The organism is Acidimicrobiales bacterium (genome assembly GCA_041394185.1).
In the GTDB taxonomy this organism is placed as follows: Bacteria; Actinomycetota; Acidimicrobiia; order Acidimicrobiales; family Poriferisodalaceae; genus JAAETH01.
The window spans coordinates 999,783-1,012,660 of record JAWKIQ010000001.1 but is presented as its reverse complement, the minus strand read 5'-3'; the positions used below and the strand labels follow the sequence as shown (position 1 = coordinate 1,012,660).

The 12,878-nt window shown below is 65.8% G+C and carries 13 protein-coding genes; 10 read left to right on the top strand and 3 right to left on the bottom strand.

Annotation, left to right across the window (positions count from 1 at the left end):
- Position 1 precedes the first annotated feature (1 nt).
- Positions 2 to 1,198 (bottom strand): M20 family metallopeptidase, encoded by a 1,197-nt coding sequence (locus R2770_04775; protein MEZ5279764.1) that lies wholly within the window; start codon positions 1,196 to 1,198, stop codon positions 2 to 4.
- Positions 1,199 to 1,247: 49 nt separating this feature from the next.
- Between R2770_04775 and R2770_04770 the strand changes: the two genes are divergently transcribed.
- The 6 genes from R2770_04770 to R2770_04745 are packed head-to-tail and all read left to right on the top strand — an operon-like array spanning position 1,248 to position 4,907.
- Positions 1,248 to 2,438 carry an FAD-dependent oxidoreductase gene (locus R2770_04770; protein ID MEZ5279763.1) on the top strand — a complete coding sequence of 397 codons (1,191 nt, stop codon included), beginning with the start codon at positions 1,248 to 1,250 and terminating at the stop codon, positions 2,436 to 2,438.
- Positions 2,435 to 3,148 (top strand): AzlC family ABC transporter permease, encoded by a 714-nt coding sequence (locus R2770_04765; protein MEZ5279762.1) that lies wholly within the window; start codon positions 2,435 to 2,437, stop codon positions 3,146 to 3,148. Before R2770_04770 ends, R2770_04765 begins: the two co-directional genes overlap by 4 nt.
- A 22-nt stretch (positions 3,149 to 3,170) precedes the next feature.
- The gene (locus R2770_04760; GenBank protein MEZ5279761.1) at positions 3,171 to 3,455 is read left to right on the top strand and encodes an AzlD domain-containing protein; all 285 of its coding nucleotides are present in this window, start codon (positions 3,171 to 3,173) and stop codon (positions 3,453 to 3,455) included.
- Between the two features lie 10 nt (positions 3,456 to 3,465).
- Complete coding sequence (gene arfB, locus R2770_04755) at positions 3,466 to 3,876, top strand: alternative ribosome rescue aminoacyl-tRNA hydrolase ArfB (protein ID MEZ5279760.1); 411 nt, start codon at positions 3,466 to 3,468, stop codon at positions 3,874 to 3,876.
- 24 nt (positions 3,877 to 3,900) lie between these two features.
- The gene (locus R2770_04750) at positions 3,901 to 4,284 is read left to right on the top strand and encodes a DUF2237 domain-containing protein (GenBank protein MEZ5279759.1); all 384 of its coding nucleotides are present in this window, start codon (positions 3,901 to 3,903) and stop codon (positions 4,282 to 4,284) included.
- A 2-nt stretch (positions 4,285 to 4,286) separates the two neighbouring features.
- Positions 4,287 to 4,907 carry a CoA pyrophosphatase gene (locus R2770_04745; GenBank protein MEZ5279758.1) on the top strand — a complete coding sequence of 207 codons (621 nt, stop codon included), beginning with the start codon at positions 4,287 to 4,289 and terminating at the stop codon, positions 4,905 to 4,907.
- A 1-nt stretch (position 4,908) separates the two neighbouring features.
- On the opposite strand, the gene R2770_04740 is transcribed toward R2770_04745, so the two are convergent.
- Positions 4,909 to 6,105 carry a hypothetical protein gene (locus R2770_04740; GenBank protein MEZ5279757.1) on the bottom strand — a complete coding sequence of 399 codons (1,197 nt, stop codon included), beginning with the start codon at positions 6,103 to 6,105 and terminating at the stop codon, positions 4,909 to 4,911.
- Positions 6,106 to 6,119: 14 nt separating this feature from the next.
- On the opposite strand from R2770_04740, the gene R2770_04735 reads away from it, so the two are divergent.
- Positions 6,120 to 6,782 carry a gamma-glutamyl-gamma-aminobutyrate hydrolase family protein gene (locus R2770_04735; protein MEZ5279756.1) on the top strand — a complete coding sequence of 221 codons (663 nt, stop codon included), beginning with the start codon at positions 6,120 to 6,122 and terminating at the stop codon, positions 6,780 to 6,782.
- Here R2770_04735 and R2770_04730 read toward each other — a convergent pair.
- A complete protein-coding gene (locus tag R2770_04730) occupies positions 6,757 to 7,689 on the bottom strand; it encodes an LLM class flavin-dependent oxidoreductase (GenBank protein ID MEZ5279755.1) in 933 nt (310 codons plus the stop codon). The genes R2770_04735 and R2770_04730 overlap by 26 nt on opposite strands.
- Before the next feature lie 47 nt (positions 7,690 to 7,736).
- On the opposite strand from R2770_04730, the gene R2770_04725 reads away from it, so the two are divergent.
- The 3 genes from R2770_04725 to R2770_04715 all read left to right on the top strand — a co-directional run bounded on the left by R2770_04725 (position 7,737) and on the right by R2770_04715 (position 12,873).
- Positions 7,737 to 9,143: an MFS transporter gene (locus R2770_04725; GenBank protein MEZ5279754.1), complete on the top strand. Its 1,407-nt coding sequence runs from the start codon at positions 7,737 to 7,739 to the stop codon at positions 9,141 to 9,143.
- 416 nt (positions 9,144 to 9,559) lie between these two features.
- The gene (locus R2770_04720; protein ID MEZ5279753.1) at positions 9,560 to 11,296 is read left to right on the top strand and encodes a PEP-utilizing enzyme; all 1,737 of its coding nucleotides are present in this window, start codon (positions 9,560 to 9,562) and stop codon (positions 11,294 to 11,296) included.
- 5 nt (positions 11,297 to 11,301) lie between these two features.
- Positions 11,302 to 12,873, top strand: a complete 1,572-nt coding sequence (locus tag R2770_04715) for a long-chain-fatty-acid--CoA ligase (protein ID MEZ5279752.1) — start codon at positions 11,302 to 11,304, stop codon at positions 12,871 to 12,873.
- The last annotated feature ends 5 nt before the right edge of the window (positions 12,874 to 12,878 follow it).

Genomic DNA, 12,878 nt, shown 5'->3' with positions numbered 1-12,878 from the left:
GCTAGTTGGCCATGGCGATGGCCATCGCTGCGTACAGGGCGACGCCGTCCTTGAGCGGTTCCTCGCTGATGCGCATCAGGTTCGAGTGGTTGGGGGCGGTCGTGTGCGGATCGTCGCCTTCGGGGCAGACCCCCAGGAATGCCATGGCACCCGGCACCTTGTTCAGGACATAGCTGAAGTCTTCGGCGCCCATGACCGGTCTGGGCATTTCGCCATAGTGACCCTCGCCCAGCAGGGCCGTGGACACCCGGCCCACCAGGCCCGCCTGCTCTGGGTCGTTGATGGTGACCGGGTAGCCGGGGGTGACGTGGGTCTCGCAGGTGCAGCCGTGGGCCGCTGCGGTGCCCTGGGCGACTCGATCGATGTTGGCCTTGAGCGTGGCCCTGGTGTGCTCGTCGTGGGCGCGGATGGTGCCTTCCATGTACGCCGACGGCGGGATGACGTTGTTGGTGGTTCCGGCTTGGATGTGGGCAACGGTGACCAGGCCAGACAGCGTCGCATCGATCGAACGCCCCACCATGGTGTGCAGCCCGGTGACGGTCGCTGCGGCGGCCGGTATCGGGTCGACGGCGTAGTTGGGCATGGACGCGTGGCCACCCTTGCCGTGGATGGTCACCTCGAACTTGTCGGCGCTGGCCATCAGGGCACCGCCGCGGGTTGCGACATAGCCCGCAGGGGCGCTGGTGAACACATGGATGGCGAAGGCCCGGTCGACCCCGTCGAGCACGCCCTCACGAATCATGTACTCGGCCCCGCCGAAGCCCTCCTCGCCGGGCTGGAACATGAAGCGGATACGACCGGTGAGCTCGCCCTTGTTCGACGAAAGCAACTTGGCCGCGCTGACCAGCATCGATACGTGGGCGTCGTGACCACACGCGTGCATTCGACCGTCGTACTTCGACTTGAACGAGCTGGGGTGATCTTCCTGCATGGGCAGGGCGTCCATGTCGCCGCGCAACAGCACGGTTGGGCCGCTGCGGCCCGTGTCGAGATCGGCAACCACCGAAGTGGTCGATTCGCCGAGCTTGATGTCGAGGCCCAGTCCGGTGAGGGCATCGGTGATCTTCTTTTGAGTCATCGGCAGGTCCAGGCCCAGCTCGGGCTCGGCGTGGATGGCGCGCCGCAACTCGATGGTGTCTGCGTCGAGGCTGGCGGCGGCACTGCGGAGGTCTGGACCGATGGCTTCAATGCTCGTCATATGCAAACTCTGCCAGCTACCCCTCGCGGTGTCGAATACGGTTGCGTCGATGGCTCCGAAGTACGCAGTGGTAGGTAGCGGACTGATCGGCTCGGCCGCGGCGCGCCACCTGGCCGAGGCCGGGAACGACGTCACCCTCATAGGCGTGCCCGAAGAACGTTCGGCCGAGCTGAGCACGTTCGCCAGCCACCACGACGAGGGTCGGGTGACGCGAATAGTCGATCCCGACCCGGTGTGGTCGATCGCCGCCAGACGCTCGATCGAGCGCTACGGCGACATCGAGGCTCGATCGGGGATCAACTTCCATGACCGTGCGGGGCTGGTGTACAGCTCGGCACGGGTCGAGCTGGCCGCCGAAATAGGCGCGGCCAACGGAGCACAGGTGGTCCTGCGTGACGCAGCCTGGATAGCCGAGCGGTACGGCATTGCGTTGGCCGCCGATACACAAGCTCCGGTTGCTGTCGAGGCCGGTGCGGCGGGTGCGATCAATCCGCGTCGGATGGTCGCAGCTCAGCGGGCGCTTGCCGCGGCTGGCGGCGCCGCGCTGGTCGACGACCGCGTGACCGCTGTGGACGAGCACGCCGGCGGCGTCACGGTGGTCACCACCAGCTCGGCACGCTTCGAGTTCGACAGCGTCGTTCTGGCGACCGGGCCATATGGCGCCGCGGCCGCTGGGGTCGATCTGCTGCTCGAACGGCGCCTCCGCACAGTTGCCCTGGCCCGGCCTGCCCAGCCCGAGTCGCTGGTGTTGCCCTCGCTGATCGCCGACGACGTCGGGCGTGAAGACATCGACGGGGTGTACTGGACGCCTCCGTCGGTGTTTGCCGACGGAAACGTCTGGTTGAAGATCGGCGGCGACGCGCTCGATGTGCAGATCGCTTCGGGCGGCGACGACATAGGTGCCTGGTTCGCCGCTGGTGGAAGCCGGTCCGAGGCCGACATGTTGGCCGAGGTGCTGCAGGCCAGCCTGCCCGCTGTCGAGTTCGCCGAGTGGGCGCACAAGCCTTGCGTAGTGACCTACACCGCCCACGGTCGGCCCTACGTCGGGCAGGTCTCCGAGCGGTTGGTCGTGGCGGTGGGCGGGTGTGGCGGCGCCGCCAAATCGGCCGACGAGTGGGGCCGCCTGGCATCGGTGGCTGCAACCGGCGGGGCCGAGGACCCCGAGATCGGGTGGGACACCACCAAGCCCATATTCGTAGGCGACGGCGCCTACGCGAGCGTCCGAGACGAACGCTATTGACCGACGATCCGATCTCTAGCGCTCGCAGGCGCGCCGTTCGCGACGTGGTGCCCTTCGTGGTCGCCATGGCCCCGTTCGCCCTGGTCTACGGCGTTGCCGTAGCCGACAGCTCGGTGAACAACGTGGTTGGGGTGTCGGCTTCGTGGCTGATGTTCGCAGGCGCTGCGCAGCTGTCGGTGCTCGACTCGATCGACGCCGGCGCCGCTGCGTGGCTGACCATCGCCACCGCGGTTCTGATCAACTTGCGGTTTGGTCTGTACAGCGCAGCACTGGCGCCGGCGTACTCGCTGTATCCACTGCCCAAGAGGATGTGGCTGGTCTATGGCATGGCCGATCAGGTCGCCGCACTGGTGATGGTCGACCGCGACCCCGACGAGCAGCCGGACGCGAAGCTGGCCTACGCCATGACGTGCACGACGATCATCGTTTGTACCTGGTGGGTGGTTTCGATACTGGGAGCAACCGTGGGAGCCACCATCCCCGATGGCGTCGACATCGGGTTTGCCATGCCGCTGATGTTCCTGATGCTGGCGCTGCCCGCCCTGCGCGACCGGCCGTCGATGGTCGCGGGTGCCGTGGGTGCCACTGCGGCTGTTGTGTCCAAGGACCTTCCGCAGGGTGCCAACATCGTCGTGGGTGGGCTGCTGGGCATATCGGCCGGTCGGGTTGCACAACTGCGCCTCGCCCGACGCCAAGGCTCGGCCCGATGAGCCCGCTGGCGTTGTTCGCGCTGTGGGAGTCGCCACCCTGGCGATTCGCGGGTGGGCGGTGGTGGCTGTGAGTCTGGGCCTCGAGGTCAGCCCGGCGGTGGCCGAGACACTCAAACTGGTCGGGCCTGCGGTGCTGTCGGCCATCGCAGCCAACGCATTGTTGATCGACGACGGCAGCATCAGCACCAACTGGGCTTGGTATTTGGCCGCCGTCATCGCCGCAGCCGGGTGGCTGAAATGGCGCTCGGGTGGCGTGGCGTTTGCCATCGGTTTTGCTGCCGTGTCGGTTCTGAACCAGATCTTGTGAGGATGGGCCCATGGATCGCTCGCTTCACATAGGCCAGGGAGTGTCGGTCGATTCGTCGATCGTCACCTGGCGATTCGATACGTCCAGCGGTCCGGGTGGGCAGCACGCCAATCGATCCAACACCAGGGTCGAAGCGAGCTTGATCATCGCAGACGCCGACCTGGACGATGCGATCAAGGAACGTCTCGAGGCCAAGCTGGGTTCCGAGGTCAGGGTCAGCGTCGACGACACCCGGTCTCAGACCCGCAATCGTGACCTGGCCCTCGACCGCCTCGAGGACAAGCTGGCCAAGGCGCTGGTGCGCCCCAAGAAGCGCAGGCCGACCAAGCCGTCGCGGTCGTCGCAGCGCCGTCGGGTCGAGGCCAAGAAGCGCCGCTCGCAGACCAAGTCGCACAGGCGCAAGCCAGGACGCGACGACTGACTCCCACGCCTATAGGTTGGTTTCATGCCTGACGAAACCGCGCGAGCTGCCAGCAACGTGCTGGGCGGACAGCTCGAAGAGTGCAGCCGCGACCCCATCACCGGCTGGTTCAGAGACGGTTGCTGCAATACGGGGCCGGGCGACATGGGAGTGCACACGGTGTGCGCCGTCGTCACCGACGACTTTCTCGAGTTCTCGAAGTCGGTCGGCAACGACCTGTCCACGCCCCGACCCGAGTTGGGGTTCGCCGGCCTGAAAGACGGCGACGGCTGGTGCGTGTGCGCGCCGCGCTGGCAAGAGGCCTTTGATGCCGGTCACGCTCCGCCGGTGAGGCTGCGGGCGACACACATCGCAACGCTCGAATGGTGCTCGAAGCAAGCTCTCGAATCGCTGGCCATCGACCTATAGCCGTGGACACCTTCGACCACAGCCTCAGAACGCTCATCGGCGGGCGCATCGCAGCGCATCGCCCCCGCCTGCTGCCGACGAAGGGCTCCAAACCTGCAGCGGTGGCTGTCATCGCGGCAGCCGACGAGAGCGGCACGCCCGGGGTGCTGCTGACCCGAAGGTCGCCGCGATTGAAGGGGCACAGCGGTCAATGGGCGCTGCCGGGTGGCAGGATCGACGCCGGTGAAACCCCGCTGGACACCGCCATCCGTGAAACCGAGGAAGAGGTTGGCCTCGCTTTGACCCAGGCCGACCTTCTGGGCCGTCTCGACGACTACCCCACCCGTTCTGGGTACGTCATCTCGGGCTTCGTGTTCTGGGTCGAAGACACCTCGAATCTGCGCGCCAACCCATCCGAGGTCGAGTCGATCCACCACATACCGCTCAGCGAACTGACCCGAGCCGACTCGCCGCGAGTCATGACCATTCCCGAGACCGACAGGCCGGTGCTGCAACTGCCGGTGTTCGACGGCGAGATTCATGCGCCGACGGCGGCCCTCATGTATCAGTTCCGCCTTCTGGGCCTCGACGCCGACCACAGCCCCGTGGCCCATTTCGACCAGCCGGTCTTTGCATGGCGCTGAGCTAGAGGTTGGCCTGGGCGAACGCCGCAACCTGCTCGACGGCCTCGGCCAGGTGCTGCCTGCCGTCGGGGCCACCGAAGTAGTGGCCCGCGCCGGCGACCACGTGCTTGTACGTCACCGAGCCCGCTGGCCTGGCCAGCAGCGCTTGGTGCAGGCGTTCGGTGTGGCTGGGGGTGCAAGCGTCGTCGCATCCGGCACCCAACACCATGGCGGGCACCGACACTCCGGCGGCCGCAACCAACGCATCGGCCCGAGCGTGGTCGTAACTCCACTGGCTCAGCCAGCTGCGCAGCGTCGAGAAGCGGGCCAGACCCACCGGACCGTCGTTGACCACCTCCGGAACGCCCAGATAGCAGTGGTTCGCCGGTCGTCCGTTGGGCTCGATTGTCGTGTCGAGCCATCTGGGGTCGGCCATCGTGCCGTGAACGGTGAACGCCCGCTCTGCCATTGGCATGCGCGATGCGCGCACCTCGTCGAGCGTCTGCTGAACCCACGAAGTGATTCGCCGGTTGCGCGCCACCTGGGCGGCTCGAAACTCGGCGACGAAGTCGGCGCTGTATGGCGGCCGAGCGGGGTTGCCCGGGTCGTACAAGTTCAGCGCCGTCGAGCGCTCGAAAGGCCGCGATTCGTCGGTGATGGACGGATCGAGCCACTCGGTGAGGATCCCGTGACGGCTGATGTGGGCCGCCGACATGACGATGACATCGGCCGGGGGCATGTTGAGCGGTTCGACCTCGTAGGGGTCGCCAGCCGCGGTGTCGACGATGCCGGTGCCCGATTCGGCCACCGACTGGTACCACATCGACAGAGAGCCTCCCCCGGACCAGCCCATGAGGACCACCTTCGAATAGCCGAGTCGCTCCTTTGCGTCGCGTATCGCCATTCCCAGGTCGGCAGCGACCTTCTCCATGATCAGCGCCGAGTCGACACCGCGATAGCGCGAATTGGCCCAGATGACGTGGTGTCCGGCGCGGGCGAGACCGGGCACGATGGGCAGGTACATACCCCCGCCGGTCGGGTGCATGAACACATAGACCGTGTCCGATGGTTGCCCCACCGGGCGGACCAGATGGCAATCGAGGCCGATGATGTTGCCTCCGCCGCCATATACATCGCTGAAGGCGGCGTCTTCGCGGTGGACGACCACATACGCGATGCGCTCGCAACCATCGGGGGTTCCCGGAACTCGTGTCGACATGCGACGATCGTAGGGTGATCTTGTTCGTCGACACAGAACCCAGGCACAACCGTGACAGCCGGGTGTCAGAGCGCCTCGACGCCGCGCGCACCCGCTTGACCTATCGTCTCGAGGACCTCGCCGAGCGGCCTGTGCACCTGGTCCGATACGACCGCCTATCGCCCGAGTTGTTCCGCCAGATCGAGGTCGAGGCCATCTTCGTGTCGGGCAATTCGGTGGCGCCGGCCAGTTTCGGTGCCGAGGCCGATGCGCTGTTCGAGTTGGTTGCCAACACCGAACGCCCGACGTTCGGTTTCTGCGGAGGGCACCAACTGATCGCAAGGGCCCTGGGGGTCGACTCTGTACCGGTCGTCGACGGCGAGAACACACCCACCACCGAGTCTGGGTACCTTCCGGTCGACACGACAGCCGACCACCCGCTGACACAGGCGATAGGCCAAGCAGCAGTGTTTCGTCAGCACCATTCGTGGCAGGTTCCCAGCGAGCCCCCGGGGTTCGTCAACATGGCGTCGACGGCGCTGTCCGCAGTGCAGATGCTGGTGAACGAGGACCGACACATGGTGACAACGCAGTTCCACCCCGAGTACTGGACTTCCGAGCACCCCGCCGGAGCGGCTCTGATTCGAGCGTTTCTCGAGTGGTCGGGTGTGGTCAGCCCTGGGCCAGCAGGCGCTTGACCTCGCCGATGGCCTCCACACCTTCTTGTGCCGACCCGGCGATGGGCGTGAGGTTGAACATCGCTGCGCCGGCGTCGCGGTATGGGGCCAGGAACTGGGCGATGTCGGCCGGCGTGCCTGCCGGCGTGTATCGCTCGAACGCCCCGAACGGCACTCCGTAGAACGCCTCCATCGCAGGCCCGACCCTGCGCTTGGCCGTAGCGACGTCGTCGCCCACGCCAACCCACAACTGCATGCCGTGGATCCACCGCTCGACCTTGCGTCCCGCAGCGGCGGCCGTCTGGGACACGTCTGCCAGGGCAGACGCGAAACGGTTGGCCGAGCACCACGACGCCAGCCACCCCTCTCCCAACAGCGCAGCTCGCCGAACGGCAGCGTCCGAACGGCCGCCGACGACTATGGGCACCCGCGGCTCGGGAGCTGGCCTCACCGCCACGCCATCGAGGTTGACGAACTCGCCCTCGTAGGAAACCGCTTCGCCGGTGGCGAGCAGCCGAACGACCTCGAGGTATTCGTCTGTACGTCTACCCCGGCTGGCAGGATCGACCCCAACAGACCACATCTCTGAGCGATCCTCGCCACCCACCCCGACGCCGAACACCAGGCGCCCGGGCGCCAACTCCGACAGGGTCGACAGCTGCCTGGCCACCGCCGTGGGGTGCCTCAGCGCCAGCAGATAGACCCCGACGCACGCCTTGAGCTCGTCATTGGCCCCCAACACGTAGGCCATCTGGATGAGGCCGTCCATACCCAGGCCGCCACGAAACGAGACGTGGTCGGCCGTGAAGACGTGGTCGAGGCCAACGCCTGCAACGGCGTCAAGCCATCGCTCGAGCTGGGGCCGCCCGATGTCGTCGCCCCGGGGGATCGATACCCCCACCTCGACCGGTGTGTCAGCGCTGTTCATGGCCCGAGTGTGCACTTCGCCATCAACTCATCCCAAACCGGGTGGGCATGCGCTCTGAGCCATTGGGCGGTTGCGGACACACCTCCAAGCGCTCCAATGCCGCCATTGTCACCTTCACGTGGGCGGTCTACGCTCGCCGCTCTGTGAAGGCCGCGCTCGCATTTCCCCGTCTCCCCGACTCGCGCGACTTCAGGAAGGTCTGGATAGCTTCGATCATCAGCCAGCTCGGCGACTGGTCGGCCCGCCTCGCTATAGGCATCCTGATCTTCGATCGAACGGGCAGCGCCGTCTACGTTGGCACGGCCGCCCTGATATTCATTGCGCCCTATTTCGGCTTCGGTCAGATACTGACTGCGTGGGCCGAGCGATTTCAGCGGCGAACCGTCATGGTGAACTGCGACGCATTGCGCGGCGCCGCCTTTGTCGCATTGGCCCTTCTCGATCCGCCGCTGCCAATTTTCTTTGCGATCCTGTTCATCAGCGCCAGTGCAGATCCGGTGTTCGAGGCCAACGTGTCTGCGACCATCGTCGAGTCGGTCGACACCACCCAGTACGACGCCGCAATAAGGCTCAGGCATCTGTCGCTTCAAGCGGCGACGCTGGGCGGCCTTGGGCTCGGCGGGCTGCTGGTTGGCTGGTTCGACGCGCGCCAGGTGTTGTTGGCAGACGCCCTCACGTTTGCGTTCTCGGCACTGATCCTGGGGCGCATCACGGCCCGGCGTCACGCCGCTGGTGAGTCACCCAGCATCCGCGAGACGTTCATGGGCGGCATCGATTTCCTGCGACGCGACCAGACCTCGCGCAACGCCGTACTGGCCACGATGCTGACCATTGCCGCCGGAATGAGTGTTCAGGCCCAGTCGCCCGTCCTGGGTAAAGAACTCGCCGACCTCGAGCCCCAGATGATCGGCGTTCTGGCCATGCTGGCGCCAGCGGGAAGCATCTTTGCGATAACCGTGGTGTCGACCGCGGGCTCGGACAGGCGCCTGTACTACCGCAACCTCGTGGTCTCTATCGGTGCAGCCGCCGTGGCCGCCGTGCTGATCGGCCTCTCATCACGTCCCGTCGCGCTGTTCATCGCCTTCTTCACACTGGGGTTCGTCTACCAGACATCGATGACGTCCAACATCATCGTCGGCAAACGCATCCCCTCCGATCGGCGGGCGGTCGTGTTCGGCATGTTGCAGGCGCTGATAATCATCTCGAACGGTGCCGGAGCATGGCTCGGTGGCCTGTTCATCGAGCTCTTCGGTCCAGGGCGCGGTGCCCAGGTGGGCCTCGCCATGGCCGGCTTGGCGGCCCTGGCGGTCATTCCACGCGCCACCACACGGGTGGCGGCAGCGCCGCATGGATACACCACACGGCGTGGTGAACAACTCACAATAGACCTGAGTGACCATTCATCTATGGCTCGCACATCACCCCTGACGCAAACTTCTATGGGTGACAGCTGATCCTAGGCCTGATTGGTACAAAGAACAGGTTGGAACCCCGGCCAATCAGACACGTGGGCGACACGATCGGTAAGGAAAAACGAAAGGGCCGACCCCCAAGGGCCGGCCCCGATGTTTGTTTGAGTCTCAGCTCCAGGTCGAACGCTTCATTGTTGCGCCTCCTCCCCCGTGTTGGTGCAGCCGCACAGCGGTTGCAGTGTCTCAGTTTGCCCGCAGGTGTTCGCCTGGGATGAAGGCACGAATGTGCCCAAATCAGCCCATCCGAACGGCTACTCAGGGTGACTATTCGGCCGCTTCCGCAGCCTCATTCTCCCAAAGCATGGCGAAACCATAACGCGCGCTATGGGTGACCACAAGGCGGCCCACGAGATGAGGCCGTAGACTGCGACGGGCGTCACACCAACGAAGGGGGCTACATGGCGACACGCTGGATCATCGAGGGCGAGATCGACCCCAGATGGCCGATCAACACCCGTGGCAACGTCGGCGAGGTGTTTCCCGAGGTCGTCACCGCGCTGGGTTACGAACTGGGGGTGGTGCCCGCAGAGCGGGCCTGGCGCGAGGCCTACGCCGATCTGGGCATCTACACCGAGGGCGACTTCTCCTCTGACGATCCGGTCATCATCGGTCTCTACGGCGGCTACACCTACCTGAACCTCTCGTACCTGCGAATGATGGGCGTCCGGGCCCCAGGTTCGTCGGCCGAGGCGATCGACGTCGCCTTCTTCGGCGAGGGCAACCCGCCGCCATACGAACCCCGTAAGGGCGACAAGAGCATCAAGTCCAGCCTGCGGATTCTGAAGACGGTGTTGGGCGCCCTCGCAACCAAGGAGCTGCCCGAGATCGTCCCCGACAGCTTCCGCAAGGCCGCGGCCTACGAGGACAGGCGTCCATCGTTGGATGCCCCCGACGCCGACTTGTATGCCTATCTGATGGACTTCCCCAAGGCCTTCGGCCCACTCTTTGCCAATCACATGAAGTCGACGGCCATCGCTGCCATCGTGTCCGGCATCCTGGCCGATGCTGCCGCGGCCGCCGGCGAGCCGGGCCTTGTCACCCACCTTCTGGGCGCCTCCGGCGACGTGCTGTCTGCCCAGTACAGCCAGCAGCTCTACTCGATCGCATCGTTCGTGAAGTCGTCAACGTCATTGACTGCGGCGTTCGACGGCGGCGTCAGCGGTCTCCTCGACCGTCTCCCCGACGACGCCGACGCAGTCGAGTTCAACCGACGGTTCGGCAAGTTCATCGCAGACCACGGTCACCGCGGCCCCAACGACTGGGAGCTGTCGTCGCGAACCTGGGACAACACCCCCGAACTGGCGCTCGTGGCGATAGACCGGATGCGTCTGGCGACCAGCGACCTCAGTCCCAAAGGGCGCCTGGGCGACGACGGCTCCAAACGCGATGCGGCCGTGGCGCGGATCAGGCCCCACGTCAAGCTCCTCGACCGAATGAACTTCGACAAGGCCGTAAAGGCCGCCCCGTTCTGGTCCCAGGCCCGCGAGGCCACCCGCGATCGGGCCGTCAGGGTAGGTCTGCCGGCCAAGCAGGTTTATCGAGAGCTGGTCAGGCGAGCCGCAGAGCGCGGGGGCGAGCCCGATCCGGTCAAGGTGGCGCTGCTGTATCCCAGAACAGAGCTGGGCCAGTACCTCGAAGACCCAGCTTCACTACTTGGTGTCATCGCCGAGCGCGCCGAGTTGTTCCGGCGCTATTCAGCGGTCGAGCCGCGGTTCTTCATCCGGTCCCAGGAAGAGGTGCCGAGCCTCGAGGATCTCGAGGCCGATGCAGCGTCACGGGCTGTGGCCCAAACGGCCGGAGTCGGCGCGGTGTTGCGCGGCGACGCCGGCTGCAGCGGTGTCGCCCAGGGGCGAGTGCGTGTTGTGCTCGACCCCTCCGACGCCGTCGATCTCGAGCCGGGCGAGGTGCTGGTGGCTCCGCTCACCGATCCGTCCTGGACTCCCCTGTTCCTGCCCGCGGCCGCCGTCGTGGTGAACGTCGGCGCCCTGATGAGCCACGCGGTGATCGTTTCGCGTGAGCTCGGTATTCCCTGTGTGGTCGCCGTCGAAGGTGCCACACAACAACTGGCCGACGGGATGCTGGTCGAAGTCGACGGCACCGCCGGTTCCGTGACCGTTCTAGAAGCCGGAGACTGACCCAAATGCCCGACCTCAACACCCTCGCCGACATCACCAGGTTCCATGCCGCGAACAACCCCGACAAGGTCGCCTTGGTGGCCGGAGACGTCGAGTTGACCTATGCCCAGCTCGACGAGCTGTCGAACCGCGTCGCCAACGCCTTGGCCGTGGCCGGTGTCGGCAACCAGGACCGCGTGGGTTACGTTGCGAAGAACCTGATCGAGTACTTCGCGTTCACGTTCGGGGCGGCGAAGCTGAACGCCGTGACCGTGGCGGTCAACTGGCGTCTGGCGCCGCCCGAGATCGAGTACATCCTCGACAACGCCGAGGCCAAGGTGGTGCTGTTCGAGAACGAGTTCCTCGGCCACCTGGCCAAGATGAACCTGGCCGCCGATCCGCTGATAGTCGCCGTGGGTGGCGACGGCCAGCACGTCGAGTTCGACCAATGGATCGCCGATGCCACGACGACCGACCCCATGGTCGCCGCCACCATCGATGACACCGCCGTGCAGCTGTACACGTCGGGCACCACCGGTTTGCCCAAGGGCGCCGAGTTGAGCAACCGCAACCTGTTCAGCATCGTGGGTCCGTTGTCGTCGAAGATGGGGCTGAACTCCGACAAGGTGCTGATGCACATGCTGCCGCTGTTCCACATCGGCGGCTCGGGCGTGGCCATCATCGGCCTGTACAACGGCATGAAGAACGTCATCCACCGCGACGTCGACCCGGGTGCGATCTTCAGGGACATCCCGGCCCACGGCGTCACCCACGCGTTCATGGTGCCGGCACTTCTGCAGGTACTTCCGACGATTCCGGGCGCCTCCGACGTCGACTATTCGTCGCTCGAGCAGATCCTCTATGGCGCCTCGCCGATCACCGAGGAGGTTCTCATCGCTTCGATGGGGCTGCTGAAGTGCGACCACTGTCAGGCCTACGGGCTGACCGAGACCACCGGCGCCATCACCTTGCTGATGCCAGAAGACCACGACCCGGGCGGTCCTCGGGCTCACCTGCTGCGCTCGGCAGGTGGTCCCGTAGACGGGGTCGAGTTGCGCATCGTCGACGAGGAGGGCAACGATCTGCCCGACGGCGAGATCGGCGAGGTGTGGTGCCGCACAGTTCAGAACCTGAAGGGCTACTGGCGCAACCCCGAGGCCACCGAGGCCGTATATCCCGAGGGCCGAGACGAGACCGGGTTTGGCTGGTTCGCCACGGGCGACGCCGGCTATCTCGAAGACGGCTTCCTGTTCATCCGCGACCGGGTCAAGGACATGATCGTGTCGGGCGGCGAGAACGTGTATCCCGCCGAAATCGAGAACGTTCTGATGAGCCATCCCGAAATAGCCGACTGTGCGGTGATCGGTGTGCCCAGCCAGCGCTGGGGCGAGACGGTGATGGCGATCATCACGCCGGTGCCCGGCACCGACCCGTCGCAGGACGACATCATCGCTTATTGCACCGAGCGGCTCGCCAAGTTCAAGTGCCCGACGTCGGTCACCCGAATGGAGACGATCCCGCGCAACCCCTCGGGCAAGGTCTTGAAGACCGAGCTGCGCGAGCCCTACTGGGAGGGCATGAACCGCCAGGTCAACTAGCCCAG

Excerpts from the sequence above, each read along its gene's own strand:
- R2770_04775 (MEZ5279764.1), bottom strand. The coding sequence starts at position 1,198 with ATGACGAGCATTGAAGCCATCGGTCCAGACCTCCGCAGTGCCGCCGCC.
- R2770_04770 (MEZ5279763.1), top strand. The coding sequence starts at position 1,248 with ATGGCTCCGAAGTACGCAGTGGTAGGTAGCGGACTGATCGGCTCGGCC.
- arfB (MEZ5279760.1), top strand. The coding sequence starts at position 3,466 with ATGGATCGCTCGCTTCACATAGGCCAGGGAGTGTCGGTCGATTCGTCG.
- R2770_04750 (MEZ5279759.1), top strand. The coding sequence starts at position 3,901 with ATGCCTGACGAAACCGCGCGAGCTGCCAGCAACGTGCTGGGCGGACAG.
- R2770_04740 (MEZ5279757.1), bottom strand. The coding sequence starts at position 6,105 with ATGTCGACACGAGTTCCGGGAACCCCCGATGGTTGCGAGCGCATCGCG.
- R2770_04730 (MEZ5279755.1), bottom strand. The coding sequence starts at position 7,689 with ATGAACAGCGCTGACACACCGGTCGAGGTGGGGGTATCGATCCCCCGG.
- R2770_04725 (MEZ5279754.1), top strand. The coding sequence starts at position 7,737 with ATGCGCTCTGAGCCATTGGGCGGTTGCGGACACACCTCCAAGCGCTCC.
- R2770_04720 (MEZ5279753.1), top strand. The coding sequence starts at position 9,560 with ATGGCGACACGCTGGATCATCGAGGGCGAGATCGACCCCAGATGGCCG.
- R2770_04715 (MEZ5279752.1), top strand. The coding sequence starts at position 11,302 with ATGCCCGACCTCAACACCCTCGCCGACATCACCAGGTTCCATGCCGCG.